Source organism: Enorma timonensis, assembly GCF_000321165.1.
Lineage (GTDB): Bacteria > Actinomycetota > Coriobacteriia > Coriobacteriales > Coriobacteriaceae > Enorma.
Genome location: NZ_CAPF01000050.1, coordinates 1 through 24,097, shown reverse-complemented (window position 1 = coordinate 24,097; position 24,097 = coordinate 1). Strand labels below are relative to the sequence as shown.

The window sequence follows — 24,097 nt, the reverse complement described above, 5'->3', positions numbered from 1 at the left end:
TCCTTGCCCATGAGTATGCGGGCGGATGGTTCAGCAACCCTTGGGTAAGGGTAAAGAAAGCCTAAAGATGGACGATGGGGCAGCTGAAGCGCAGGCAGAGAGGGCGCGGCCGGTGGCGTGCCCGGCGCTGAGCGCGCCGCGGTTCCGGCGTGCCGCGTTCCCAGCGCGCCGCGCTGCCAGCCCGCGCTATTCCACGAGCTTGAAGCCCATGCCCCACACGGTCTTGATGTAGTCGCTCGTGCCCGACGCCTTGAGCTTGGCGCGGATGTTCGAGACGTGCACGGTCACGGTGCTGTCGTCCGCGGCGTACGCCTCGCCCCACGCGCCCTCGAAGAGCTCGCGCTTGCTGAACACCCGCTTGGGGTGGCTCATGAGCATCTCGACGATGTTGAACTCCGTGCGCGTGAGCTCGACGGGCGCGCCGGCGGCGGAGAACGTGCGGGCGTCCGGGTCGAGCGTCCAGGAGCGGAAGCGCAGCTCGTGGCCGCCTCCGTCGTCGCTGCCGGCACCCGACGCCTGCGCGGTACCTCGCCGATGCCGCAGCTGCACCGCGACGCGGGCGGTGAGCTCGTCGAGGTCGAAGGGCTTCGTGAGGTAGTCGTCCGCGCCGAGCCTGAGCAGGTCGACCTTGTCGGCGGTCGCGGTGCGGGCGGAGATGACGATGATGGGCACGTCGGCCGTGCGCTCGCGCACGAGCGCGGTGAGCTCCTCGCCGGTGAGGCCGGGCAGCATGAGGTCGCAGACCACGAGGTCGAAGGGGAGCGGCTCCGGTGCCTCCCCGGCCGCGCCGGCCTGCAGGAGCAGGCGCGCCTCGGTGCCGGAATAGGCCTGCGTGCAAGCGTAGCCCTCGCGCGCCAGGCGCGTCGCGACGATGTGGTTGATGTCGGCGTCGTCCTCGACGATCAGGATGCGCGGCTCGTCCGTCATCGGCATTCCCCTCGGTGATAAAAAGGTGACTGACACCATTTTATCATCGGATGTCGCGCGCCGCGCATCGAGCCCGCCGCGCAGCAAGTATACTGGGTGAAATCCGTCCCGGCGCCGCGCCGGGACACGACCGCGATCAGGGGGAAAGCGCACGATGGAAGAGCTGAAGCAGCGTATCGTCCAAGAAGGCACCATCAAGGAGGGGAACGTCCTCAAGGTCGACGCCTTCCTGAACCACCAGTGCGACGTGGGGCTGTTCGACCGCATGGGCGCCGAGTGGGCGCGGCTGTTCGCGGGCAAGCGGATCGACAAGATCCTCACCATCGAGGCCTCCGGCATCGGCATCGCCTGCGTGGCGGCGCAGCACTTCAACAACGTGCCGGTGGTGTTCGCGAAGAAGTACCAGTCCATCAACCTCGACGGCGAGCAGTACGCAACCTCGATCCACTCCTTCACCAAGCAGAAGGATTTCCACGTGATCGTGGGCAAGCGGTTCCTGAACAAGGGCGAGCACGTGCTCATCATCGACGATTTCCTGGCGAACGGCTGCGCGCTGAACGGCCTCATCGAGCTGTGCGAGGCGGCCGGCGTGGTCGTGGAGGGCATCGGCATCGCCATCGAGAAGGGCTTCCAGGGCGGCGGCGACAGCCTGCGCGAGCGCGGCTACGACCTGCAGTCGCTCGCCATCGTGGAGTCGATGGACCCCGCGACGGGATCGGTGGTGTTCCGCTGATGGCCGCGGGCGAGGACGGGACGGTCGGGTCGGCCGGACGCGCGGCGGACGCCCCTGCGGGGGCTCCCACCGAGCACTTCAAGTTCTTCAACCACACCGCCTGCGAGTTCTACCCGTGCCACGACATGCCGGCCGAGGAGCTCAACTGCCTCTTCTGCTTCTGCCCGCTCTACTGCCTGGGCAGCGAGTGCGGCGGGAACTTTCGGTACGTGGGCGAGGCGGGCGACATCAAGGATTGCAGCGCGTGCACCGTGCCGCATCGGCGCGAGAACTACGGGTACATCATGGAGCAGTTCGCGCGCGTGCAGGAGGTCGCGGCGGAACGCAGGCGGTAGTGGGGCGCGGCGGGGCTCCGCATCGGCAGCGCCGCGCCTGAGGAAGAGAGGGCGATGCCCGGTGCCGGGCATGCATCGAGGGAAAGGACAGGTCATGGACGCAACGACGGTGAAGATCGGGTTCCTGGGGTTCGGCAACATGGCGAGCGCCATCGCGGACGGCTGGCTCATGGCGGGCACAGTGCCCGCGGAGCACCTCTACGCCTGCGCCAAGCGCTACGACGCCCTGCGCGAGCGCACCGGGACGCGCGGCATGCAGGCCTGCGCGACGGCCGAGGAGCTCGTCGACGCGGTCGACATCGTAGTCGTGGCCATCAAGCCCTACCTCATCGAGACGGTGCTGCCGCCGCTCGCGGAGCGCCTGGCGGGCAAGGTGGTCGTCTCGGTCGCGGCGGGCTGGACGAGCGAGCGCTACGAGGCCGTCATTCCTGGCGTGCACCACATCTCGACGATGCCGAACACCCCGGTCGCGGTCTGCGAGGGGCTCGTGGCGTTCGAGCAGGCGAACACCCTCACGCCTGAGGAGCACGCGCTTATCACGGCGCTCTTCGAGCCGCTTGGGACGGTCGTCGAGGTCGAGACGCGCCTCATGTCCGTCGCCGGGACCATCGGCGGGTGCACGCCGGCGTTCATCGCCATGATGATCGAGGCGCTCGCCGACGCCGCGGTGAAGTACGGCATCCCGCGCGCGACCGCGTACACGATGGTGAGCCAGGCCGTCGCGGGGACCGCGCGCCTGCAGCTGGCCACGGGCGCGCACCCCGGCGCGATGAAGGACGCCGTGTGCTCGCCCGGCGGCACCACCATCCGCGGCGTCGCCGAGCTCGAGCGCGCCGGCATGCGCTCGGCCTTCATCCGCGCCATCGATGCCATCGAGGGCTAAGGCGAGCGCGTTTACCAAAGCCTTACGCCGCGGATGCAGCGCGGCTGGTATGCTTGTCCGAACAGAGGAGCTTTATTAGGGAGGGCCCAAATGTTGGATGCACTCGGAGGCTTGATCGTCCTCATCGTCCTGGTGGTGGTCATCATCGCGGTTCTGGTGAACGCGCTCTTCGTGGTGAAGCAGCAGCACGCCGTGATCATCGAGCGGCTCGGCCGCTTCAACCGCATCGTGGGCTCCGGCCTGCACGTGAAGATCCCCGTCATCGACCGCAAGGCCGCGACGGTGAGCCTGCGCACCATGAAGAACGGCTTCGACATCGACGCCAAGACCGAGGACAACGTGACCATCGGCCTCGAGGTCTCCGTGCAGTACCACGTGGGATACGAGATGGGCGCCACCCCGGCGGATTCCGGCGTCTACAAGAGCTACTACATGCTGCAGCAGCCCGTGGCGCAGATGCGCGACTTCATCACCGACGCGCTGCGCAGCTCCATCCCGGTGTACACGCTCGATGAGGTCTTTGCCAAGAAGGACGACATCGCGCAGGACGTGAACGCCACCGTGTCCGAGCAGATGGCGGACTACGGCTTCACGCTCGTCTCGACGCTCATCACGCGCATCGCGCTGCCGGCCGAGGTCGAGGATTCCATGAACCAGATCAACGCGGCGCAGCGCACGAAGGCGGCGGCGCAGGACCTGGCCGAGGCGGACCGCATCCGCCGCGTGACCGAGGCGCGCGCCGAGGCCGAGGCCATGGAGAAAGCGGGCGAGGGCATCGCTAACCAGCGCAAGGCCATCGCCGTGGGCATCAAGGACTCGCTCGAGAGCATCCAGGAGACCGGCGTGTCGAACCAGGAGGCCAACCTGCTGTTCATGTACACGCAGTGGACCGAGATGATGACCGAGTTCGCCAAGACCGGCAGGACCTCCACCGTGGTGCTCCCGGCCGATTTCAAGACGAGCGCGAGCATGTTCGAGCAGATGCTCGCCGCGGACAAGACGAGCGACCTCCCGCCGCTCTAGCGCGTAGCGTAGCCCCTGGGGATGTAAAATTACCCCAGGGGTTTTTTACATCGGCGCACCAGGCCTGCGTAAAATAACCCCAGGGGTTTTTTTACATTGCGAGCCAGTCGAGCTCGGTGTTCCAAGCCTCCGTGTCGAGGGCGATGGCGCAGTTGCCGCCCTCCAGGTCGGTCGCAGCCTCGAAATTCATGACCGAGAACCGCTCCTCGTACTCGGGCTCCCCGGCGGTGTATGCGTCGTACGCCGCGCGGATCTCCTGCAGGCTCTCGGGCGTGAGCTCGTCGGCTTCGCCCGGCTCCAGGTAGCCGTTGGGCAGGTGCGCGGAGAGCTCGAAGACGAGCGCGGTGATATCGGGGGCCGTGAAGTCGAAGTACACGTTCGCGGTGCCCTCGTAGCCCTCGCCGATCTGCGAGAGGTACGCATGCGCGCTCGAGAGGTCGTAGCTCGCGTGCGAGAGCTGCCAGATGGCGATCTCGTGCGCGCTCAGGCCGAGCTCTTCGGGCGTGGCGCCGCAATAGGACTGGAAGATGTCGGTGGCGCCCTGCTCGAAGCGGGAGACCCCGTCCGACTCGCCCGCGATCAGGGCATCGAGCTGCAGCTTCGTCTCGGTCTGGACGGCGCTCACCACCGCGTCCTCCACCTCGCGCGGCGCACTGGGTTCGATGTCCTCGTAGCGGGGGCTGTCATCCTCGAAGAGCCCCTCGAAGAAGCCCCCGACGGCCGCCGAGCACGAGCTCAGGAGCATGCCCGCGCCGCTCGCGATGGCACCGGATAGCAAGATGAAGATGATGAGGTAGATGGCGCATGAGGTCGTGCGCGAGCTCGTGTTCCGCTCGCTGCGGTGCGTGCGCGGGGCCCGCGGCGCGCGTTTGCTGCGATGGCGGTGATGCGAGGAGGCATTTTCGGCACCGGCGTTCGTGCCAGTGCTTGCGCCCTGCCATGAGCTCCCGTGCGCGGAAGAGGCGTCGTCGTGGTTGTAGGTGGGTGGCTGGTAGCTGTTCGATGCTGCCCCCGACATATTTCCACGACGGCGCTCGTCGCGCCGCTTGATGCGCGCTATGCCGTCGTCTGGATCGGGGTCCTCGCGCTCGGGTTCCTCGCTCGGCATCACGGGGTCGGGCGCGTTGAAGGGGTCGATGTTCTCATCGCCCGAATGGGAACGCCTCAAAGCCATGGTTCCTCCTTGCCTGCGGGGAAATCGAATGGTGGACGCCGCGCCGCCCGCGCGCCGCGTTCGGCGAGGCTGCCGCAAAACCGGAGCCGTCCGGCCGGTATCCGGGCTAGAGCAGCCCGCCGAACAGCCCGTCGTCGTCGCCATCCTGCTTGGGGCCGCGGTCGACGTACATCTTGTGCGTGCGGCGCTCGAGGATGAACGCGGCGATGGCGGCGACGGCCAGGCCGCCGAAGAAGAGGACGGCGAGACCGGCGCGCGATTCGAAGAGGAACGAGATAATATCTTGCATGGGTGCTCTTTCGTGCTCATCGGTTAAAAAGCTGTGCATCCGGGCGTTTCGGGCCTTCACGCGAAACGCCTGACGTGCATTAAGTATATACTTGCCAAAGCGCGCGCGGGCCGTTCTGACGAATTGCTTACGCGCAGGGAACAGCGAGACGCGGCGGCTGGCGCATCGTGCCCCGCCGTCGGTGCCATAGGGAACCGGAGGAGCCATGCTCGATATCAAGTTCGTACGCGAGAACCCCGATGCGGTCGATACCGCGATGGCGAACCGTCAGACCACGTGGGATCGCGAGCGCTTCTTCGCGCTCGACGAGGAGCGCCGCGCGGTCATCGCCGAGGTCGAGAAGCTGCAGGCTGCGCGCAACGCCGAGTCGAAGAAGATCGGCGCGCTCATGCGCGAGGGCAAGCGCGAGGAGGCCGAGGCGGCCAAGGAGGCCGTGCGCGAGGTGAACGACCAGATCGAGGGGCTGGCGGACCGCCGCAGCGCCCTCGACGCCGAGCTCAACGACTTCATGGCGCACCTGCCGAACATCCCGTGCGACGCCACGCCCGTGGGCAAGGACGAGACCGAGAACCCCGAGCGCCGTCGCTGGGGCACCCCGCGCGACTTCGCGGCCGAGGGCTTCGATCCCAAGGCGCACTGGGACCTGGGCACGGACCTGGGCATCCTCGATTTCGACCGCGGCGCGAAGCTCTCGGGTGCGCGCTTCACGGTGCTCGCCGGGGCGGGCGCCGCGCTCGACCGCGCGCTGCAGAACTTCTTCCTCAACACGCACATCGCGCGCGGGTTCAAGGAGTTCATCCCGCCGGTGATCGTGAACCGCGAGATCATGTACGGCACCGGCCAGCTGCCGAAGTTCGAGGACGACGCCTACCATACGGGCGAGGACCAGTTCCTCATCCCCACGGCCGAGGTCGCGCTCACCAACCTCCACGCCGGCGAGGTGATCGATGTCGCCGACCTGCCGCTGCGCTACACCGCGGGCACCCCGTGCTTCCGCGAGGAGGCGGGCTCGGCCGGTCGCGACACGCGCGGCATCATCCGCCAGCACCAGTTCACGAAGGTCGAGATGGTGAAGTTCGCCACGCCCGAGCAGTCCGACGACGAGCTCGAGAGCATGGTCGCCGAGGCCGAGTACCTGCTGCAGCAGCTGGGGCTGCCGTACCGCGTGATCAGCCTCTGCACGGGCGATTTGGGCTTCTCCGCGCGCCAGACCTACGATATCGAGGTGTGGCTGCCGAGCTACAACAGCTACAAGGAGATCTCGTCCTGCTCCAACTGCGGCGATTTCCAGGCGCGCCGCGCGAACATCAAGTACCGTGACCCCGAGCACTTCAAGGGCGTGCGCCTGCTGCACACGCTCAACGGCTCCGGCCTGCCCACCGGCCGCACCATGGCCGCCATCATGGAGAACTACCAGAACCCCGACGGCTCCATCACGGTGCCCGAGGTGCTGCGTCCCTACATGGGCGGCATGGAGCGCATCGGGTAGCAGCGGGCTGCGGCGGCGCGCGTGCTCCGCGCGTGTTTCGTTCGTGCAGGGCTGCCCTGCCGGGCGGGTGCGCTCGCGAGCGCGTGCCCTGCGCGTGACGGGGCGCGGCCGCTAGGGTGCGCTGGACAGAGCTTTGGCCTTGGCGGGCGGTGCGGAGATGCGCGCCGCCCGTTTTGCGTGGGTCGATGGTCGATGGATGACGGCGGGGTGCGGCCATATCCCACCTCACCATACCAGCGCGTCCGGACACGTCGGGGAAACCCTCTACAAACAAAACACGAACATACGTTCTCTTTCTGCCGTATAATGGCCTCACAGGCGGATGGCAGGAGGGCATATGGGGAACGCGGTTCCAGACGAGGTCGTCCTCTTCGAGGGGAGCGATGGCGTCGAGCACATGCGCGTGGTGTGTCGGCGATCGGGTGGCGACGGGCTCGTGCTCGTGCAGGAGAGCGCGGGGGAGGTGTCGCGCTGGTGCTTCGGCGAGTCGCCGCATCGAGCAATCTTGCATATCGATGCCCAGCAGGTGCATGCGCTCGCGCGGCACTTCCACGTGCGGGATGCGGGAGGGGTTGCCGCAGCGCTGGAGATCGAGGTCGCCGGATTCGATAGTTTGACGCAAACGCGCAGGTTATTGACCCTATTGGATAAACCGGAACATTTTTTTGAAAAAACTGCTTGACTCACCCCGGGGGGCATGCCATTATATGTCTTGCGTTGCGGCGTTACCTCAGCTGGATAGAGGGTCTGACTACGAATCAGAACGTCATAGGTTCGAATCCTATACGCCGCACCAGTCGAGATGTACGGGCGCTCTTTGGAGCGCCCGTTTTCGTATATCTGCTCTTCCTGGTTCGAAGCTCCTCCGTTTAGAGCGGGCTGCCGCCACCGCGCACGGCACGCCTGGCGGCGCGTACCCGCCGCGTGCGAAATAGTCCCGGCGGAACGCTGCGCGAGCGGACACAATACAACCAGGCTGGCGCATGGCAGAAGCCGACGCGCGCGTACGGGCGCGGGGATGCACGTCGGTAGCGGGGAGGTGAAGGTCGATGTTGGACGATGTGGCGCATACGGACACCGAGCGCGCGGAAGAGCCGGCGCCCCGTGCACAGGAGACGCACGACGAGCGCGACGGTGCATCGGCCATGCCGGAGCCCTCGGAGCCCCCGGCCGACGACGAGCCCCTCGACCTCACGCCGCTCCCGCTCCCGCACGCCATCAGGCCGCTCGATCCGTTCTTCGAGCTCCCCTTCGTCGACGCGATCGATGCCGTCCGCCTCTCCTGCGAGGCACCCGCCGACGCATCCGGCATCGAGCGCTTCGTGCACCGCGTCCTGTCCGAGCTCGATACGGTGCAGCTGCGCGCCCTCGCCGCGTCCCGCCGCCTCTCGCTCGCGTTCATCGAGCGCATGGACGCGTTCTACCTCAACTTCGATCAAAACGGCGTCACGAGCGCCGAGCGTGCTGCCATCTATGCTGCGGAGACGGCGATCAACCGCATCTACCGCGTGCTGCACCTGCTGGGCTTTGGCCTGGCCGAGGTCGACGCGTCTCCCTCCGAGGAGGCGTGCTCCGCGTACGACCAGGCGTCGTATGCCGGCGCGACGGTCATCATGGGCGAGCTCATGGAGCAGGTGTCCGCGGACAACCCGTGGGCTGCGCTCGGCAATGTCGCCTGCGCCCCCGGAGGGATCTGGGACGTCCTCACGCGCTTCGCGACGCTCGGCGAGCAGGTCGGCCTGCTCGCGCGGCTCGATTACCGGGTGCACATCGCGACCGATTGCAGCGAGCTGCGCATCGAGTTCGTCGCGCCGGGGGCTGCGAGCATGCCCCGCTCGGTATACGACCTCTCAGCGGACGCATGGCGCGCATGCCCGGAAGCCGAGCGGGCCGCATGGGCGCGCGAGTACGCCGCCCGCATGGCGCTCGTTTTGGCGGCGGCGGGGTTCGCGGCCGGCTTCGCGGTCGAGCGCAGCACGGTCACGGCGAACGACGGCGCGGGTGGACAGCCGTATGCGGTCGTCCTCGACCGGGGATGGTTCATGGCACACCTCTCCGCGATGCGGTGCGACCTCGACGGCTGCCCGCTGTCGGACGCGCTCGCCCTGGATATGCTCGCTGTCTGCGAGGTGGAGCCGGAAGCGCGCGGCGCCGACGCGGATGCTTCGGAGCAGCACGATCCGCATCCGTCCGAGCCCGAGGCGGCGGAGAAGACCCCCGGCGCGCCGCCGGCCGAGGCCGATTCGATCGAATTCCGCGCCCCCGCGCATGATGCGCGTCCGCTCCCGCCCGAGCTTCGCGAGCTGCTGCTGGCAGATACCGCCGCGGAGCTCGAGGTCATGGAGGATGATGCCGACCCGTACATGGCGCGCCTGCGCGAGCTGCGTGAGCACGAGGAGACCGATCCGGGCTTCGCCGAGCGCGGGTACCTCGAGGTGGTGGACGAGCTGGAGGCGCAGTGCGCGACGCGCGAGCTGCTCGCCGATGTGCCGGTCATCACGCGGTTCTGCGAGAGCTACGTGGGCCGCATCGAGCTGCCGGTGTTCGAGGAGGATGCGTCGGTGCGCATCCTGCGGGCGCCGGACGCGCTGTTCTTCGCGCGCCTCGCGCTCTGCCGGATGTACCTCGCGGCCGAGGCGTACGACCGCGCGCTGGCCGAGGCGCGCTGCCTGCTCGATTTGGCGCCCACGTCCATGCAGGCGCACGTGATGCTCGTGAACGCCCTTGCGCGCCTCAACCGGTACGCCGAGGTCATCGAGGCCGTGCGCCAGGGGCTGCGCGTGGCATTCGAGCGCGAGGCCATCTCCTACCTGCTGTACCGCGTCGCATTCGCCTTCTGGAGGCTTGGCGACCGCGAGACGGCGGCCGCCTGCTATCGGCTCGTCCGTGGCGGCGGGCGCGGCGATGCCCTGGCGGAGGAGGAGCTTGGCGAGCTGCTGCGCGAGATGGGCAGGGAGGATGCGCCGGGCATCGATGAGTCGATCGCCCGCGTGCGCGCGCAGGGGCTCGTGTGCGCGCCGTGGAGCGATGGGTTCAAGCTCGTCGTGGACGCGGCGGTGCTCCTGGCCGACCACGGCTTCTTCTTCCTGGCGGGACGCTGCGCACATGCGATGTGGCACGTGCTCGGCCGCGACGAGTTCGGCGTCGTGAGCCGCGCGCTGCTGGGGTAGCTGCAGGGTGTGCGGCGGCAGGCTCGGGCGACGGATGTCTTAGTTGGTGGAGTGGCCCCGAAAAGCGCGAACCCCCACCCGGGTGCGCCGGGCAGGGGTTCGTGTAAGTCACGGCTGGCGGAGAGCTGGGGATTCGAACCCCAGATTCCCTTGTGGGGAATACTCGCTTAGCAGGCGAGCACCTTCGGCCTCTCGGTCAGCTCTCCGTTAGCAGCTCACAATGATACCGTACCCGCCGGCCGCAGCACAAGGGCGAAGTGAAAAAGCATACTCAAGCGATGGGAAGCGTCTCAGCGGAGACGGGGCGGTTCTCCCGGTGCGCGCGCACCGCATCCCAGGAAAACGATGCCGCGAGCTCGTCGGCGGTGCGCGGGGCGGTGTCGGGCTCGAGGCCGGTCAGGCCGGCAAGCCAGCCGAGCAGCGCCGCAGCCGAATCGAAGCGCGCCCGGAGCTCGCCCATGTCGAGGTCGTGGTCGCGCTTGGCGAGCCGTCTCCCGTCGGGTGCGAGCAACAGCGGAACGTGCGCATACGCTGGTTGCGGGAGGCCGAGGAGCCGCTGCAGGTAGATCTGGCGGGGCGTCGAGGGCAGCAGGTCGCAGCCGCGCACGATCTCCGTCACGCCCATCTCGGCATCATCCACCACCACAGCGAGCTGGTAGGCGAAGACGCCGTCGCTGCGCCGCACGAGGAAGTCCCCGCACTCGCATGCGAGCACCTGGTGCTGCGGCCCGTACACGCGATCGGTGAACGTGATGGTGCCGGCGGGATCGGCGGCATCTGGCACGCGCAGGCGCAGCGCGGGCGGGCGCACGCGGCTGCGCGCGGCGACTTCCTCGGGTGAGAGGTCGCGGCATGTGCCTGCATAGACGGGTGTGCCGTCGCTTGCATGCGGTGCGCTCGCGGCATGGAGCTCTGCGCGCGTGCAGAAGCAGGGGTAGGTGAGGCCGGTGGCATCGAGCTCACGCGCGGCGTCGCGGTACAGCTCGAGCCGGTCGTGCTGGTAGACGGGCTCGCCGTCCCAAGCGAGGCCGAGCCAGCGCAGGTCGTCGAGCAAAAGGTCCGTCCATGGGCCGGACTGTGTGCGGGGGTCGAGGTCCTCGACGCGGAGCACTACGCGACCTCCCGCGCTGCGCACCGAGAGCCAGGCGATAAGCGATGCGTACACGTTTCCCAGGTGCATGCGGCCGGAAGGCGTGGGCGCGAAGCGGCCGACGACCGTCGCCGCGCCGCCCGAGCTGCCGGCCCTTCCAGATGCTGCTGTGTTCCCGTTCGTTTCCATGAGCGAAAGTATAGCGGAGCGCCATTCCGGCCGTGCATCGGAGCGATTTATCACAGCGTCCGGCTCAATGTGGTGATGGAATTCAGATATGCACGATTCGAACGCCTATACAGGAGCCTCGGAGGGCGGATTGCTGCTGCGGGCGCGTGTCCGCGCAATGGAATCCTGGGGTTTTGTCGCCCAGGCCGAGTCCTTGCGCGCGTTCCGCGCGGCTGAATCGTGCATATCTGAATTTCATCACCACAATCCGGCGGTTCTCGTGCGAAAACCGAAGCGCGGGGCATGCCGAGGCGCATAGCGAGGGGTGCGCGGCAGCAAAACGCGCGCCCGTTCGCGAAAACGAAGGAGCCCCAGGCGTGCAACCTGGGGCTCCTCGGAAAAGGGGGGGCGAGATGAACGGGCGGCCGGCGAGTCGCGTACCGGCCGCCCGGAAGGGGAGCGGCTACAGCGGTAGCGCCGTCATCTGCGTGTACACGCGAGCCTGGTACTCGCGATCGAGATCGTACAGGCCCTTGGGATCGGAGCCGAACAGCTTCATGTTCGTGATCATGTCGCGGGCGTTGGTCTCCTCTTCGCCCTGCTCGGACACGAACCAATCCAGGAAGCGCATCGCGCGCACATCGTGGACCTCGTTGGCGACCTCGTAGCAGTTGTGGATGAGGCCCGTCACGTACTCCTCGTGCTCGAGGCCGGCCTCGAGCGGCTCGAGATCGTTCTCGAAGACCTTATCGGGCTTGGCGATGGCCTCCATCGTGGGCTTGAAGTCGTTATCAAGGAGGTAGCGACGGATGGCGAGCGCGTGGTCCATCTCTTCCTTGGCCTGGATCACGTACCAGTTCGCGAAGCCCTTGAGGCCGCGATCCTCGTAGTAGTCGGCAAACGTAAGATAGAGGTACGACGAATAGAACTCAGCATTGATCTGATCGTTCAGTACCTGTGCGACGCGCTCGTTCATTGCCATGTTGGTTTCCCTCCGCAAACCTTGTCGTTTTGACGGGTTGTCACCCCGTTCATCGCTATCTATACCCACTTGTCGGAACGCAAACGGGCAATCGTCGTCCTCGCAACTCGTACACAAAGCGGGGACCCTGCCCGCGCGCCCGAGCCGGACGCCCGGCCGCGGCGCATGTCGATGTTCCATGCGCGGCGTCGCGAGCATGTACCCAGCAAATGCGCTACATTAGAGGGCGTCGGATTAGCTGCCGCCGGAGCGCGGCGGCGCAGCGGGCAAGGAGGGCCGCATGGGATCTGAGCGTAAAATCGAGCGCGCGCTCATATCGGTGACCGATAAGACGGGCATCGTCGAGTTCGCGCAGGAGCTCGTCGAGAAGTTCGGCGTCGAGATCATCTCGACGGGTGGCACGGCGAGGACTCTCGAGGAGGCGGGCGTTCCCGTCACCCCGATCGAGCAGTTCACGGGGTATCCGGAGATGATGGACGGCCGCGTGAAGACGCTCCATCCCAAGGTGCACGGCGCGCTGCTCGCCCGCCGCGACTCCGAGCAGCACATGGCCGAGGCAGCCGAGCACGACATCAAGCTCATCGACCTCGTCTGCGTGAACCTGTATGAGTTCGAGAAGACCGTCTCCGACCCGAACGTGACCTTCGAGGACGCCATCGAGCACATCGACATCGGCGGTCCCTCCATGCTGCGCTCCACGGCGAAGAACAACGACGCCGTGACCGTGATCTGCGACCCGGCGGACTACACCCCTGTGCTGGAGGAGATGAGCGTGCACTGCGGCTCCACCACGAAGGTGACGCGCCGCCGCCTGGCCGCGAAGGTCTTCGCCCGCACCGCCGCCTACGACACGGCCATCTCGACGTGGTTCAGCTCCTATCTCGAGCTGCAGAGCCGCGCGATCGATCCCGACGACCCCTTCGAGCCCCCCGCGCTGCTCGACCTGCACCTCACCAAGGTCCAGGACCTGCGCTACGGCGAGAACCCGCACCAGGCCGCCGCGGTGTACCAGCTCGATGGTGAGCTTGCGAACCTCGTGAGCTCGGCGAACCCGCTCGTGGGCGCGGAGCAGATCCAGGGTAAGCCGCTCTCGTACAACAACCTGCTCGACGCCGACGCCGCCTGGAACGCGGTGCGCGAGTTCGACGAGCCGGCATGCGTGATCCTGAAGCACCAGAACCCGTGCGGCTCCGCCGTCGCCGCCGACGTGACCACGGCGTACGACCGCGCCTTCGCCTGCGACCCCAAGAGCGCCTTCGGCGGCATCATCGCCGTGAACCGCGAGGTCCCGCTCTCGCTCGTGGAGCACTTCGCCGACCAGAACAAGCAGTTCGTCGAGGTGCTCATCGCGCCGAGCTACACCCCCGAGGCGCTCGAGCGCCTGAGCCGTCGCCAGAACCTGCGCGTGCTCGCCACGGGCGGCGCCGAGGGCCACGCCACGCTCGAGCTGCGCTCGGTCGACGGCGGCATGCTCGTGCAGTGCGTCGACACCGTGGAGGAGGATCCCTCCGAGTTCACGTGCCCCACGATCCGCAAGCCCACCGACAAGGAGATGCGCGACCTCGTGTTCGCGTGGAACGTCGTGAAGACGGTGAAGTCGAACGCCATCCTGGTGGCCAAGGATCAGGCGGGCATCGGCATGGGACCGGGTCAGCCAAACCGTGTGGACTCCGCGCTCCTGGCCTGCGAGCGCGCCGAGGACGCTTGCGAGCGCATGGGCGTCGAGGCGGGCGGTTTCGTGGCCGCGAGCGATGCGTTCTTCCCGTTCCGCGACAACGTGGACGTGCTCGCCGAGCATGGCGTCACCGCGATCATCCAGCCGGGCGGCTCGGTGCGCGACGACGAGTCCATCAAGGCGTGCGACGACCACGACATCGCGATGATCTTCACGGGCACGCGCCATTTCCGCCACTAGGGCGGGTCGCCGAGCGGCGTCGGCGCGCGTGATTCTGGAATCGAGCGGCCATCCGGTAGCCGGGTGGCCGCTTTTTTGCGGCGGAATGCCCTGCGCGAACCCAAACGGCGCGAAACGAGCGGTTTATGCGGGGGTGGCCGAGTAGCCGGGAAAGGGGCACCTTCGTTACCTGCGGTTTTGCTGGAGCGCAACCCCTTGCTACTTGAGGGGGTGCCTATAAAACGCTCGTTTCGCGCGGTTTGTATCCCGGGGGAGTGGAACTGCGTCGCGCGCCGGGTACAATGGTCGCGGTTTCGAAGGGAGCATGTATGGCTGAGGAGTTCAAACTGGGCAGGCCCGCGCTCGTGTGCCGTTGGCGGCTGGCTGGGCGGAGCGTGCCGCTGCTCAACCGTCATATGCGGGCGCTCTCCCAGCGTCGCGTGCAGGGCGAGCCGCTTACCGTGAACCTGCTCGGTTGGGTGAAGCAGCATATCGAGTGGTCGCTCGCAGAGGATCCGTCGGCTGTGGCGGACGGCGTGCTCATGCTCGTGGTGGACGAGGCCGGCCAGGCGGCTATGAGTACGGGGGCGTATGAACCGCTCGCGGACGCATCGCCCGAAGCGCTCATCGAGCGGGCGGCCGCCGCGCGCGCGGAGGCGGATGCGACGGGCATCGCGCCCGAGCTGCTGTGCTGCGTGCAGGATGGCGCGCTCGTGTTCGGCGCGCCCGAATCGTCTGCGCGGTCGGGCACTGCGACCTTTATCCGCCAACTCGCCGAGACGCGCGGACATGCGGTGTCCTTCGATCCGGCGCTTCCCGAGCGCGCACGCATCGGCGTCGCGGGCACGCTCGCCCTCATCTCGGACGAGCACGGCGTCGTGGTGGAAGCGGCTCCGGGCGATGCGGTGGAGGCGGCCGACGCCGCGGCCGACGACGAGCTGCTCTCCTTCCTGAGCTCTTCGTTCGATAAGCTGCGCGATTCCGTCCGCTAGGGGCAGCCCTTACGCGTCGGGGAACAGCTCATCCATGAGCGCGATACGGCAGGCGAGCGCCAGCTGGTCGGAATCGTCCGCGCGCCGGTAGTCGAGGCCGGTGAGCGCGGAGATCTTCTCGAGCCGGTAGCGCACCGTGTTCGCGTGCTGGCCAAGCGCCCGCGCGGTTTCGGCGACGGAGCGCCCGCAGGCCACGAAACTGCGGAGCGTCTCTTCGAGCGCGCTGCCATGCTCGGAATCGTGCTCACTCAGCGGATCCAGGATGCGCGCGGCGTACTGCCGGAGCGGGTCGGTGCCCACGAAGGGCAAGAGCGCGCGGAACACGCCCAAGTGGTCGAAGCGAATCGTCGCCCCGCCGCGGTGGCGGGCGAAGCGGGCTGCTTGCATCGCCTCGGTCACGGACTGCGCGAGCTCTTCCAGGGTGAAGTGCCGTGCGCTGATGCCGATGCCTGCAGGAACGATTCCGCAGCGCTCGAAGATGGCGGCCTTGCGGAATTGCCGCTCCACGGCATCCAGGTCGAGCACGCGCTCGGGATCGGCGCTCACCACGCCGATGACGCCGCCGTCGTAGCAGGCAAGCATGCGCTCGCAGGCGGCGAGCCCCTGCTTGTGGTACTCATGCTCGAGACGCTGGAACTCGTCGAGCGTGAGTGGATCGTCGAGCTCGGCGTACAGGGTGACGAAGGCGGATTTGAACGACGGGTTGAGCATGAGGGCATGGCGGCGCACGGCATCCGGGTCGTCGGCGTCGCGCAGGAGCGCATCGATCGTGGATTGCGCGAAGCTCGAGCTCGAGAGCTCCTGGATGCGCTGGTCCACGGAATAGATGACGGTATCGAAGAAGAGGTCGTCAGACGTCACGAGGAAGACCGGGAAATTGCGGACGTTGGCATAGCGGATCGCCTGCTCGGGAATGGTCAGATGCAGCACGTTCTTGATGACGAGACCGCTCGTGCCCTTGGCGACGAGGTATTTGATGGCGTCGGTGATGAGGTAGGGGTTGTCCCGGGCATAGAGGAAGGTGCTCAGGACGAGGTCGTTCGCGCTGAAATTGGCGCGCTGGTATTTGTTCTTGAGGCCGGGCATGAGCTCGTAGTCGAGGATGCACACCTCCGAGATGCTGCGCGCGAGGCCGCCCCCGCCTGCGATAAGGCGCAGGCTCTCGGCGTAGGAGTTGAGCAGATCGGACACGGTATAGAGCATGCGATCACCCGCTAGATATAGAAATTCACATAAAACTAAGCTAAGAATACTAGAGATGGTAACAATTCATAGCTGAACTAATTCGAATTTGCGTGGATTTGCGCCCAAATATGTGTAATCGAACGCATGGCATTTGGAGCAAACTCTAAGAAATAGCCCTTGGTTCCCACGGCTGTCCGGAGTAGGGTACCGACGGTGACGCGCGCCCCGTACGCGCGAAATCGTCAGGCAGCGCTGCGGGCGCGGGGTGAAAGGCCTGCCGTGCGTCGCGGCGAGGAAAGGAGCAGGGAAGATGGGCAAGATGGTCGTGCTCTCCGCACAAGAGGTCGAGCGCGTGCTCGCGATCGACGACGTGATCAAGGCGGTCGAGGGCGCCTACGAGCAGAAGGCGCTCGGGAAGGGCATCGCGTGGCCGATGGTCTACGAGCAGTTCGAGCCGGACGTAGCGGATATGGACATCCGCTCGGGTGAGCTCACGGCTTCCGGCCTGTTCGGGCTCAAGCTCACGGCCTGGTTCTCGAAGAATCCGGAGCGCGGTCTGCCGGACATCTATGGCACGACGCTGCTGTGCGACGACACCACCGGCGAACCGCTCTGTCTGCTGAACGCTTCGGCCGTGACGGGTCTGCGCACGGGTGCGGCCGGCGCGCTGGGCGTGAAGTGGCTCGCCCGCGCCGATGCGAAGAACCTGCTCGTGGCGGGCGCGGGGCACATGAGTGCCTTCGAGGTCGCCGCGACGCTCGCAGCCTGCCCGAACATCACGCACGTCGAGGTGTGGGAGCCGCGGAGCTCGGAGGCTCCCGAGGCCCGCGTGGAGGCGATCCGCGAGACCGTCGCCCACGTGCTCTCCGCGTGCGCCGAGCCGCGTCCAGCCGACACGTACGAGATCGTCGCCGTTGCCGATGGCGAGGCCGCCGCCCGCCGGGCAGACGCCATCATCACCGTCACGCCGGCGACCACGCCCATCATCCAGGACGCCTGGGTGCAGCCGGGCACGCACATCTCGAGCGTCGGCGCGGATATGCCGGGCAAGCAGGAGCTCTCATCCGTGCTCGTGGCGCGCGCCCGCATCTTCGCGGACGACCGCGCGCAGGCTGTGAGCTCGGGCGAGTTCGAGATTCCGGTGCGCGAGGGCGCGATCACGCCCGACGACATCGCGGGCGAGCTGGGAGAGGTGATCGCCGGCATGGTGACAGGCCGCGAGAACGACGAGCAGATCACCGTGTTCGACACCTCGGGCATCGCCGTGCAGGACCTCGCGTCGTCGAAGATCGCCTACGACCGTGCCGTCGAGGCGGGTCTCGGCCAGACGGTCGAGCTGTAACTGGTCGCATCGCACCAACAGTCGGGTGCCTGTGGCGCGCGGTGAACCGCTCCGCCGTCCCGCACCCTCACAGAAAGGAACCCATCATGCAGATCAAGGACTTCGCCGTCGAGCAGTGGATGAACGCCTGGGAGACGAAGTGCACCTACAACGTCGCCGAGACGTGCGTCTACTCCGTCACGCTCGACCAGCTCTTCGAGATCACGGGCACCGATAAGGCCGCGTTCATGGATGAGTTCGCGAGTCGCCGCCTCACCTACGGAGACATCGAGGGCCAGCCCCGCTTCCTGGATGGCATCTGCAAGCTCTACCGCACCGTCGAGCCCGAGCACATCGTGACGACCCACGGCGCGGCCGGCGCGAACGCCCTCGTGCTGCAGACGCTCGTGGACCCCGGCGACCATGTGGTCTCAATCATGCCCACCTACCAGCAACTCTACTCCATCCCGGAGATGTGCGGCGCGCAGGTGGATATCATGCACCTGAAGCGCGAGAACGGCTACCACGTCGACGTGGACGAGCTGCGCTCGCTTGTGACCGACGACACCAAGGTCATCTGCATCAACAACCCCGACAACCCCACGGGCGCGCTCCTCGACACCAAGACGCTCGAGGCCATCGTGGAGGTCGCGCGCGACCACGACGCCTGGCTCATGTGCGACGAGGTGTACCGCCTGCTCACACAGGACGGCTCGTACCAGGAGTCGGTCGTGGACCTCTACGACAAGGGCGTCGTGACCTCGTCGATGTCGAAGGTGTGGTCGCTCGCCGGCCTGCGCCTGGGCTGGTGCGTCACCAAGAGCCCGGAGCTGCGCCGCGCGCTCCTCTCGCACCGCGACTACAACCTCATCTCGTGCGGCATGTTCGACGAGGCGGTGGCGGCGCTCGCGCTCTCCCACGCCGACAAGCTGCTCGAGCGCAGCCGCGCCATCGTGCGCCAGAACCTCGAGGCGCTCGAGCGCTGGGTGGACGCCGAGCCGCACCTCTCGTTCGTCAAACCCGAGGCGGGCACCACGGCGCTCGTGTACTACGACTACGACATCGATTCGTACACGTTCTGCGTGAACATGATCAAGGAGTCCGGCGCGCTCGTGACCCCGGGCGATTGCTTCGAGGAGCCGAAGAGCATGCGCATCGGTTACGCCTATTCGGACAACGTCGCGGACCTGCAGGAGGGTCTCGACGCCATCTCGCGGTACCTGCGCACGCTGGAATAAGGGAGGTCGAACAGTATGGAATCGCTGCTTTCTGAAATCGAATCCATCCGGGACGAGCTCGTCGCGGACCGCCGCTGGCTCCATCAGCACCCCGAGACCGGCTACGACCTGCCTGAGACGGTCGCCTACGTGCGCGGCCGCCTGGAGCAGATGGGCTACGAGGTCGAGGAACCCATCGAGAGCGGTCTGGTGTGCTGCGTGGGCGATACGACCGGCCCGTGCTTCCTGCTGCGGGCGGACATGGATGCGCTGCCGCTCGAGGAGCAGACGGGGCTGCCGTTCGCCGCAACCAACGGCAACATGCACGCATGCGGCCACGATTTCCATACGGCCATGCTGCTCGGTGCCGCGCAGATTTTAAAGCGCCATGAGGCCGAGCTTCCCGGCTGCGTGAAGATCGTGTTCCAGCCCGACGAGGAGGCCACCGACCCGCGCGAGACCTTGGGCAACGAGGCGCTCTGCGACGCCGGCGTGCTCGAGAACCCCACGGTGGGGGCTGCCGCGGGCATGCACCTCTGCCCCGTGGGCGTGCCGGTGGGCACGGTGGGGAGCATCACCGGGACGGCGTTCTTTTCGGTCGACGACGTCGAGGTCGAGATCCATGGCACCGGCGCGCACGGCGCCCAGCCGCAGAAGGGCGTCGACCCGCTCAACATCATGTCGCACATCCATATCGCGCTCCAAGAGGTGCTCGCGCGCGAGGTGAACCCGTATGAGGCCTGCGTGCTCACGTTCGGCACCATGGGCGGCGGCACGGCGGCGAACATCATTCCCGAGCGCGCCCATATGCTCGGGTCGCTGCGCACCACGAACGAGGAGACGCGCCAGCGCCTGCACGAGCGCATCACCGCCATCGTGGAGCACACGGCCGCGGCCTTCGGCGGCGAGGCGCACGTGGCCTTCCTGCGCGGCCTGCCCACCGTCTACAACGATCCTGCGCTCACCGAGGAGCTCGAAGGCTGCTACGAGCGCTACACCGGTCGGCGGGCGCTTCGCCTCTCAGAGCCCTTCTCGGGGTCGGACGACTTCGGCTGCATGTCGCACCGCATCCCCTCGACGTACTTCCTCCTGGGCTCCACGCCCGAGGGATCCGAGGAGTTCCCCCTGCACAGCCCCTACATCGTGTTCGACGAGGGGATCCTCACGACCGGCTGCTCGCTGCTCGTGTCCGCGGCCATGGGCTGGCTGGAGGACCGTGCGCGCGAGGCCGGCGACGCCGCCATGTAAAATAACCCCAGGGGTATTTTTACATGCGTGACCCGGCGGGTGGCCTTACAGGGCTGCCCGCCGGGTTTTCGCTGCCGATGTAAAAATACCCCTGGGGTAAATTTACATGTTCGCGGCCGAATGGGGGATAATGGGGCGTGTGTCCCGACCTGATGGAAAGGTACCTCCATGCCCCTCATCTATGTGGTGGAAGACGACGCGCCCATCCGCGGCGAGCTCGTGCAGGTGCTCGAGCGCAACGGGTTCGAGGTCGCGTGCTGCGAGGTGTTCGACCGTGTGGTCGAGGATGCGCAGGCCGCACACCCCGACCTGGTGCTCCTCGACCTCACGCTGCCCGGCACGGACGGCCAGCTCATCTGCCACGAGCTGCGCGCGGTCTCCGAGGTGCCCATCATCGTGCTCACCTCGCGCGTGACCGAGATCGACGAGGTCATGAGCATGACCATGGGCGCGGACGACTTCATTCCCAAGCCGTACAGCGCGCGCGTGCTCGTGGCGCGCATCCAGGCGCTGCTGCGCCGCGCGACGGGCGGCTCGGAGCGCAGCGTGCTCGAGCACAACGGTCTCACGCTCGACCTCTCGCGCTCCGTGGCGATGGCGCCGGGTGGCCAGATCGAGCTCACGAAGAACGAGATGCGCATCCTCGCGCTGCTCATGTCGCACGCAGGCACGATCGTCTCGCGCGAGGACATCATGCGCGACCTGTGGGATTCCGACGCGTTCGTGGACGACAACACGCTCACGGTGAACATCAACCGGCTGCGGTCGACCCTCGCGAAGATCGGCGTGAGCGATTACCTCGTCACGCATCGCGGCCGGGGCTATTCGGTCTAGGAGCGCGCCATGAAGTTCACCCGGTTTCTCGCCTCGCAGGCGCCCTTGCTCGCGATCTTCACGGCGATCATCGCCCTGGCGGCGTTCATGCTGTTCGCGGCCGGTGTGGGGGCAGGCGTCATCGTCGTGGTGGCGCTGCTCGAGGTCGGTGGCGTGCTCGCGGCGTTCTGGACGGATTGGGCGCGCAAGCGGCGCTTCTTCAGCGATTTGGACGCCTGCGCGCACGAGGTCGACCATCCGCTCTGGATGACGGAGATGGTCGACCGGCCGGACTACCTCGAGGGGCAGATCACCTACGACGCGCTCGACGCCATCGCCCACGCCGCCAACGACGACGTGGCGGGGTACCGCCGGCAGGTCGCGGACTACCGCGAGTACATCGAGACGTGGGTGCACGAGGCGAAGTCGCCGCTCGCCGCCGCGCACCTCATGATCGACAACCTGCGTGCGGAGCCGCTCGCCGGCGGCGCGGCATCGAAGGTGCGCTCCCTCGATGACGAGCTGCGGCGCGTCGAGGGCTACATCGACCAGGCGCTCTTCTACGCCCGCTCCGAGGCGCTCGACCGCGACTATCTCATCCGCACGTACAACCTGGGGAGCGTGGTGGCTGGGGCGCTCCGCGCGAACGCGTCGTCGCTCATTGGCGCGCATGTGGCGCCCGTCCTGGGCGACCTCGACTTCGAGATCTTCACGGACGAGAAATGGCTCGAGTTCATCCTGGGCCAGATCATCCAGAACTCGGTGAAGTACGCCCGCGCCGAGCAGCCGCGTATCGAGTTCTCGGCGGAGCTTTTGGATGCGGGGGGCGCGCGGGAGCGCGTGGAGCTCACCGTGAGCGACAACGGCTGCGGCGTGAGCGCGTCCGACCTACCGCGCGTGTTCGACAAGGGCTTCACCGGGGACAACGGCCGCACGGGCAAGCGCTCGACCGGCATCGGCCTCTACCTGGTGAAACGCCTGTGCGACAAGATGGGCGTCGGCGTCTCCGCCGCCTCGCGCGCCGGCGAGGGCTTCGCGATCACGCTCACCTTCTCGCGCAACAAGTTCCAATACGTCGACCGGGGGGGCGCCCCTCTAGCGCCGTAGCCGATGCCGCCGCCGAGCCAGAAGCGGCTACCCCTCAATCCCACCCCGCTTGCTGAAGTAGGCGAGCGCAGGGCGCGAAAGGCCCGCCCCCATACCGTCCCTCCGTTCCGCTTGCTGAAGTGGGTGAGCGCAGGGATTCGGGGGGTTCCCGCCGCGCGAGTTCCGCACGCAAAGGAGGCGCCAGTGGCGCCTCCGTCTTGCGCAGGACTGTCTGAAGCACGGCGGGAACCCCCCGAATCCCGCCAGGAGCGACCCTACTTCACAACCAAAATGTCGCAGTCGGTGCTGCGGAGCAGGAACGTGGAGATCGAGCCTAGGAGCGCGTACTTGATGGAGGAGAGCCCGCGCGCGCCGCACATCACGAGGTCGGGCTTGATGACGTCGAGCATCTCGTCCTTGAGCGTCTCGCGGATGCGCCCGGAGCGGATGACGATCTCCACGTCGGGGATGTCCGGGTTCTCCTTCGCGTCCTCGACCGCCGCGGCGATGGAATCGCGGAACGCCGACTCGAGCCCGTTGATGAGGTCGACCGGGTACGCGCCGGCCGACTCGAGCGCCGTCGAGTCGATGACGTGCCCGATGTAGAGCTTCGCCCCGTTGTTCGCAGCGACCTTGATGGCGCGCGCGAGAACGAAATCCTGCTGGTCGGTGCCGTCGAGCGCGACGAAAACCTTGGAGTAGCCTTCTTGGATCATCGTGAGCCTCCCTATTCAAGCCCATCGGGTGCCGGCGCCTCCGCATGGACGCCGCGCACCGGGTTTGCGTCCGTTATACCCCGCCGCCGCACATCGTTTGGAAGTATTCCGTGAACGACACCGCTTTTTCCGTGTGCGCGCTCCGACAGGACCTATAATGGCATCTTGCCGGATCCCGATGGCATCCGGCGCCGTGTCACGCATGCTCCGGGAGGTACCGTGGACATCGTCGAACTGCTCAAATCTGCTTTCCTCGGCCTCGTCGAGGGCATCACCGAATGGCTGCCCATCTCGTCGACCGGCCATATGATCCTGGTGGACCAGTTCATCAGCCTGGACGTGAGCAAAGAGTTCTGGAGCATGTTCCAGGTTGTCATCCAGCTGGGCGCGATCCTGGCGGTGTGCGTCTGCTTCTTCCACCAGCTCAATCCCTTCTCGCCGCGCAAGGACGCCCGGGAGCGCCGCAACACGTGGGTGCTCTGGGGGAAGATCATCGTCGCGTGCATCCCTGCCGCGGTGATCGGCATCCTGTTCGACGACTACATGGAGGAGCACTTCTATAACGCGGTCGTGGTGGCGCTCGCGCTCATCGTCTACGGCGTCGCGTTCATCGTCATCGAGCGCTGGCGCGCGCACCGCCTCGCCGTCCGGGTCGCCATCGAGGGGCGCCAGCCGGGCTCGCGTCCGGCGGGCGCGCACTTTGCGCAGCCCGCTCAAGCCTCCGAGCCCACGGACGGCGGGGACTTCGGTTCCATCACGCGCCTCGAGGACCTGCCCTGGAGCACGGCGCTCGGCATCGGCTGCTTCCAGGTGCTCTCGCTCATCCCGGGCACGTCGCGCTCGGGTTCCACGATCATCGGCGGGCTGCTGCTGGGGACCACGCGCTCCGTCGCGGCGGAGTTCACGTTCTTCCTGGCGATTCCCGTCATGTTCGGCGCGAGCGCGCTCAAGCTCGTGAAGTACGTCTTCCTCGACGGGGGGACGTTCGGCGTGAACGAGATCTCCATCATGGTGGTGGGCTGCGTGGTTGCCTTCGTGGTGTCGATGCTCGCCATCAAATGGCTCATGGGCTTCGTGCGGCGGCACACGTTCACGGTGTTCGGCATCTACCGCATCGTGCTCGGCGTGCTCGTGCTCGCGTATTTCTTCGTGATCAAGCCGGCGTTCGGTCTGGCGTAGCGGTCTCGCCCGGTTTGGCGGCGCGGATTCGGCGCTCGATGCGCGTTCCGGCGCGCGATTCCGGGCACGCGGAGCACAGATGACGCGAAACGAGCGTTTTATGAGGGGGTAGCCGAGTAGCCGCCAAAAGGGCAACTCGGCTACCTGCGCTTTTGTTGGCGAAGAACCCCTTGCTACTTCCGG

22 protein-coding genes and 2 tRNA genes are annotated in these 24,097 nt (G+C 67.0%); 16 read left to right on the top strand and 8 right to left on the bottom strand.

Annotated elements, in window-relative coordinates; all coding sequences use genetic code 11:
- Positions 1-186 precede the first annotated feature (186 nt).
- A complete protein-coding gene (locus BN423_RS05685; RefSeq protein WP_019239299.1) occupies positions 187-927 on the bottom strand; it encodes a response regulator transcription factor in 741 nt (246 codons plus the stop codon).
- 154 nt (positions 928-1,081) lie between these two features.
- Here BN423_RS05685 and BN423_RS05680 point away from each other — a divergent pair, with 154 nt between their 5' ends.
- The 4 genes from BN423_RS05680 to BN423_RS05665 all read left to right on the top strand — a co-directional run bounded on the left by BN423_RS05680 (position 1,082) and on the right by BN423_RS05665 (position 3,901).
- Positions 1,082-1,660 (top strand): xanthine phosphoribosyltransferase, encoded by a 579-nt coding sequence (locus tag BN423_RS05680; RefSeq protein ID WP_019239298.1) that lies wholly within the window; start codon positions 1,082-1,084, stop codon positions 1,658-1,660.
- Positions 1,660-1,995 carry a cysteine-rich small domain-containing protein gene (locus tag BN423_RS05675; RefSeq protein ID WP_019239297.1) on the top strand — a complete coding sequence of 112 codons (336 nt, stop codon included), beginning with the start codon at positions 1,660-1,662 and terminating at the stop codon, positions 1,993-1,995. The genes BN423_RS05680 and BN423_RS05675 overlap by 1 nt, the downstream gene beginning before the upstream one ends.
- A gap of 94 nt (positions 1,996-2,089) precedes the next feature.
- Positions 2,090-2,878, top strand: a complete 789-nt coding sequence (gene proC, locus BN423_RS05670) for a pyrroline-5-carboxylate reductase (RefSeq protein WP_019239296.1) — start codon at positions 2,090-2,092, stop codon at positions 2,876-2,878.
- A 90-nt stretch (positions 2,879-2,968) separates the two neighbouring features.
- Positions 2,969-3,901 carry an SPFH domain-containing protein gene (locus BN423_RS05665; RefSeq protein ID WP_019239295.1) on the top strand — a complete coding sequence of 311 codons (933 nt, stop codon included), beginning with the start codon at positions 2,969-2,971 and terminating at the stop codon, positions 3,899-3,901.
- 91 nt (positions 3,902-3,992) lie between these two features.
- On the opposite strand, the gene BN423_RS05660 is transcribed toward BN423_RS05665, so the two are convergent.
- Positions 3,993-5,075, bottom strand: coding sequence for a hypothetical protein (locus tag BN423_RS05660; protein ID WP_019239294.1), 1,083 nt, complete (start codon positions 5,073-5,075; stop codon positions 3,993-3,995).
- A 106-nt stretch (positions 5,076-5,181) separates the two neighbouring features.
- Complete coding sequence (locus BN423_RS05655; protein ID WP_019239293.1) at positions 5,182-5,364, bottom strand: DUF6724 family protein; 183 nt, start codon at positions 5,362-5,364, stop codon at positions 5,182-5,184.
- A 205-nt stretch (positions 5,365-5,569) separates the two neighbouring features.
- On the opposite strand from BN423_RS05655, the gene serS reads away from it, so the two are divergent.
- From serS to BN423_RS05635, 4 genes are all read left to right on the top strand, one after another.
- Positions 5,570-6,853 carry a serine--tRNA ligase gene (serS, locus tag BN423_RS05650; protein WP_019239292.1) on the top strand — a complete coding sequence of 428 codons (1,284 nt, stop codon included), beginning with the start codon at positions 5,570-5,572 and terminating at the stop codon, positions 6,851-6,853.
- A 337-nt stretch (positions 6,854-7,190) separates the two neighbouring features.
- Positions 7,191-7,535, top strand: coding sequence for a hypothetical protein (locus BN423_RS11010; protein ID WP_019239291.1), 345 nt, complete (start codon positions 7,191-7,193; stop codon positions 7,533-7,535).
- A 37-nt stretch (positions 7,536-7,572) separates the two neighbouring features.
- Positions 7,573-7,649 (top strand) — tRNA-Arg (locus BN423_RS05640).
- Positions 7,650-7,902: 253 nt separating this feature from the next.
- Positions 7,903-10,023: a hypothetical protein gene (locus BN423_RS05635; protein ID WP_019239290.1), complete on the top strand. Its 2,121-nt coding sequence runs from the start codon at positions 7,903-7,905 to the stop codon at positions 10,021-10,023.
- 115 nt (positions 10,024-10,138) lie between these two features.
- On the opposite strand, the gene BN423_RS05630 is transcribed toward BN423_RS05635, so the two are convergent.
- The 3 genes from BN423_RS05630 to BN423_RS05620 all read right to left on the bottom strand — a co-directional run bounded on the left by BN423_RS05630 (position 10,139) and on the right by BN423_RS05620 (position 12,263).
- Positions 10,139-10,229 (bottom strand) — tRNA-Ser (locus BN423_RS05630).
- Between the two features lie 65 nt (positions 10,230-10,294).
- Entirely contained in the window at positions 10,295-11,302 is a 1,008-nt protein-coding gene (gene gluQRS, locus BN423_RS05625) for a tRNA glutamyl-Q(34) synthetase GluQRS (RefSeq protein ID WP_019239289.1), read from the bottom strand.
- Between the two features lie 442 nt (positions 11,303-11,744).
- A complete protein-coding gene (locus BN423_RS05620) occupies positions 11,745-12,263 on the bottom strand; it encodes a ferritin (protein ID WP_019239288.1) in 519 nt (172 codons plus the stop codon).
- Positions 12,264-12,543: 280 nt separating this feature from the next.
- Here BN423_RS05620 and purH point away from each other — a divergent pair, with 280 nt between their 5' ends.
- Complete coding sequence (gene purH / locus BN423_RS05615; RefSeq protein WP_019239287.1) at positions 12,544-14,178, top strand: bifunctional phosphoribosylaminoimidazolecarboxamide formyltransferase/IMP cyclohydrolase; 1,635 nt, start codon at positions 12,544-12,546, stop codon at positions 14,176-14,178.
- 308 nt (positions 14,179-14,486) lie between these two features.
- Positions 14,487-15,149 carry a hypothetical protein gene (locus BN423_RS05610; RefSeq protein ID WP_019239286.1) on the top strand — a complete coding sequence of 221 codons (663 nt, stop codon included), beginning with the start codon at positions 14,487-14,489 and terminating at the stop codon, positions 15,147-15,149.
- A 9-nt stretch (positions 15,150-15,158) separates the two neighbouring features.
- Here BN423_RS05610 and BN423_RS05605 read toward each other — a convergent pair whose 3' ends face one another.
- Positions 15,159-16,352 (bottom strand): PucR family transcriptional regulator, encoded by a 1,194-nt coding sequence (locus tag BN423_RS05605; protein WP_019239285.1) that lies wholly within the window; start codon positions 16,350-16,352, stop codon positions 15,159-15,161.
- Between the two features lie 292 nt (positions 16,353-16,644).
- On the opposite strand from BN423_RS05605, the gene BN423_RS05600 reads away from it, so the two are divergent.
- The 5 genes from BN423_RS05600 to BN423_RS05580 all read left to right on the top strand — a co-directional run bounded on the left by BN423_RS05600 (position 16,645) and on the right by BN423_RS05580 (position 22,040).
- Positions 16,645-17,676 (top strand): ornithine cyclodeaminase family protein, encoded by a 1,032-nt coding sequence (locus BN423_RS05600; RefSeq protein ID WP_019239284.1) that lies wholly within the window; start codon positions 16,645-16,647, stop codon positions 17,674-17,676.
- Positions 17,677-17,762: 86 nt separating this feature from the next.
- Positions 17,763-18,893 carry an aminotransferase gene (locus tag BN423_RS05595; protein ID WP_019239283.1) on the top strand — a complete coding sequence of 377 codons (1,131 nt, stop codon included), beginning with the start codon at positions 17,763-17,765 and terminating at the stop codon, positions 18,891-18,893.
- A gap of 15 nt (positions 18,894-18,908) precedes the next feature.
- Complete coding sequence (locus BN423_RS05590; protein WP_019239282.1) at positions 18,909-20,120, top strand: M20 metallopeptidase family protein; 1,212 nt, start codon at positions 18,909-18,911, stop codon at positions 20,118-20,120.
- Positions 20,121-20,288: 168 nt separating this feature from the next.
- Positions 20,289-20,954, top strand: coding sequence for a response regulator transcription factor (locus tag BN423_RS05585; RefSeq protein WP_019239281.1), 666 nt, complete (start codon positions 20,289-20,291; stop codon positions 20,952-20,954).
- Between the two features lie 9 nt (positions 20,955-20,963).
- A complete protein-coding gene (locus BN423_RS05580; protein ID WP_019239280.1) occupies positions 20,964-22,040 on the top strand; it encodes a sensor histidine kinase in 1,077 nt (358 codons plus the stop codon).
- 254 nt (positions 22,041-22,294) lie between these two features.
- On the opposite strand, the gene BN423_RS05575 is transcribed toward BN423_RS05580, so the two are convergent.
- Positions 22,295-22,735 carry a universal stress protein gene (locus tag BN423_RS05575; protein ID WP_019239279.1) on the bottom strand — a complete coding sequence of 147 codons (441 nt, stop codon included), beginning with the start codon at positions 22,733-22,735 and terminating at the stop codon, positions 22,295-22,297.
- Positions 22,736-22,954: 219 nt separating this feature from the next.
- Here BN423_RS05575 and BN423_RS05570 point away from each other — a divergent pair, with 219 nt between their 5' ends.
- Positions 22,955-23,914 carry an undecaprenyl-diphosphate phosphatase gene (locus tag BN423_RS05570; protein ID WP_019239278.1) on the top strand — a complete coding sequence of 320 codons (960 nt, stop codon included), beginning with the start codon at positions 22,955-22,957 and terminating at the stop codon, positions 23,912-23,914.
- Positions 23,915-24,097: the final 183 nt, after the last annotated feature.

Bases quoted from the DNA above. Each gene is read 5' to 3' on its own strand.
- BN423_RS05635 (WP_019239290.1), top strand. From the start codon at position 7,903: ATGTTGGACGATGTGGCGCATACGGACACCGAGCGCGCGGAAGAGCCG.
- BN423_RS05605 (WP_019239285.1), bottom strand. From the start codon at position 16,352: ATGCTCTATACCGTGTCCGATCTGCTCAACTCCTACGCCGAGAGCCTG.
- serS (WP_019239292.1), top strand. From the start codon at position 5,570: ATGCTCGATATCAAGTTCGTACGCGAGAACCCCGATGCGGTCGATACC.
- BN423_RS05585 (WP_019239281.1), top strand. From the start codon at position 20,289: ATGCCCCTCATCTATGTGGTGGAAGACGACGCGCCCATCCGCGGCGAG.
- BN423_RS05660 (WP_019239294.1), bottom strand. From the start codon at position 5,075: ATGGCTTTGAGGCGTTCCCATTCGGGCGATGAGAACATCGACCCCTTC.
- BN423_RS05620 (WP_019239288.1), bottom strand. From the start codon at position 12,263: ATGGCAATGAACGAGCGCGTCGCACAGGTACTGAACGATCAGATCAAT.
- BN423_RS05595 (WP_019239283.1), top strand. From the start codon at position 17,763: ATGCAGATCAAGGACTTCGCCGTCGAGCAGTGGATGAACGCCTGGGAG.
- BN423_RS05590 (WP_019239282.1), top strand. From the start codon at position 18,909: ATGGAATCGCTGCTTTCTGAAATCGAATCCATCCGGGACGAGCTCGTC.
- BN423_RS05575 (WP_019239279.1), bottom strand. From the start codon at position 22,735: ATGATCCAAGAAGGCTACTCCAAGGTTTTCGTCGCGCTCGACGGCACC.
- BN423_RS05610 (WP_019239286.1), top strand. From the start codon at position 14,487: ATGGCTGAGGAGTTCAAACTGGGCAGGCCCGCGCTCGTGTGCCGTTGG.
- BN423_RS05675 (WP_019239297.1), top strand. From the start codon at position 1,660: ATGGCCGCGGGCGAGGACGGGACGGTCGGGTCGGCCGGACGCGCGGCG.
- BN423_RS05680 (WP_019239298.1), top strand. From the start codon at position 1,082: ATGGAAGAGCTGAAGCAGCGTATCGTCCAAGAAGGCACCATCAAGGAG.
- proC (WP_019239296.1), top strand. From the start codon at position 2,090: ATGGACGCAACGACGGTGAAGATCGGGTTCCTGGGGTTCGGCAACATG.
- BN423_RS05580 (WP_019239280.1), top strand. From the start codon at position 20,964: ATGAAGTTCACCCGGTTTCTCGCCTCGCAGGCGCCCTTGCTCGCGATC.
- BN423_RS05600 (WP_019239284.1), top strand. From the start codon at position 16,645: ATGGGCAAGATGGTCGTGCTCTCCGCACAAGAGGTCGAGCGCGTGCTC.
- BN423_RS05665 (WP_019239295.1), top strand. From the start codon at position 2,969: ATGTTGGATGCACTCGGAGGCTTGATCGTCCTCATCGTCCTGGTGGTG.
- purH (WP_019239287.1), top strand. From the start codon at position 12,544: ATGGGATCTGAGCGTAAAATCGAGCGCGCGCTCATATCGGTGACCGAT.
- BN423_RS05655 (WP_019239293.1), bottom strand. From the start codon at position 5,364: ATGCAAGATATTATCTCGTTCCTCTTCGAATCGCGCGCCGGTCTCGCC.
- gluQRS (WP_019239289.1), bottom strand. From the start codon at position 11,302: ATGGAAACGAACGGGAACACAGCAGCATCTGGAAGGGCCGGCAGCTCG.
- BN423_RS11010 (WP_019239291.1), top strand. From the start codon at position 7,191: ATGGGGAACGCGGTTCCAGACGAGGTCGTCCTCTTCGAGGGGAGCGAT.
- BN423_RS05685 (WP_019239299.1), bottom strand. From the start codon at position 927: ATGACGGACGAGCCGCGCATCCTGATCGTCGAGGACGACGCCGACATC.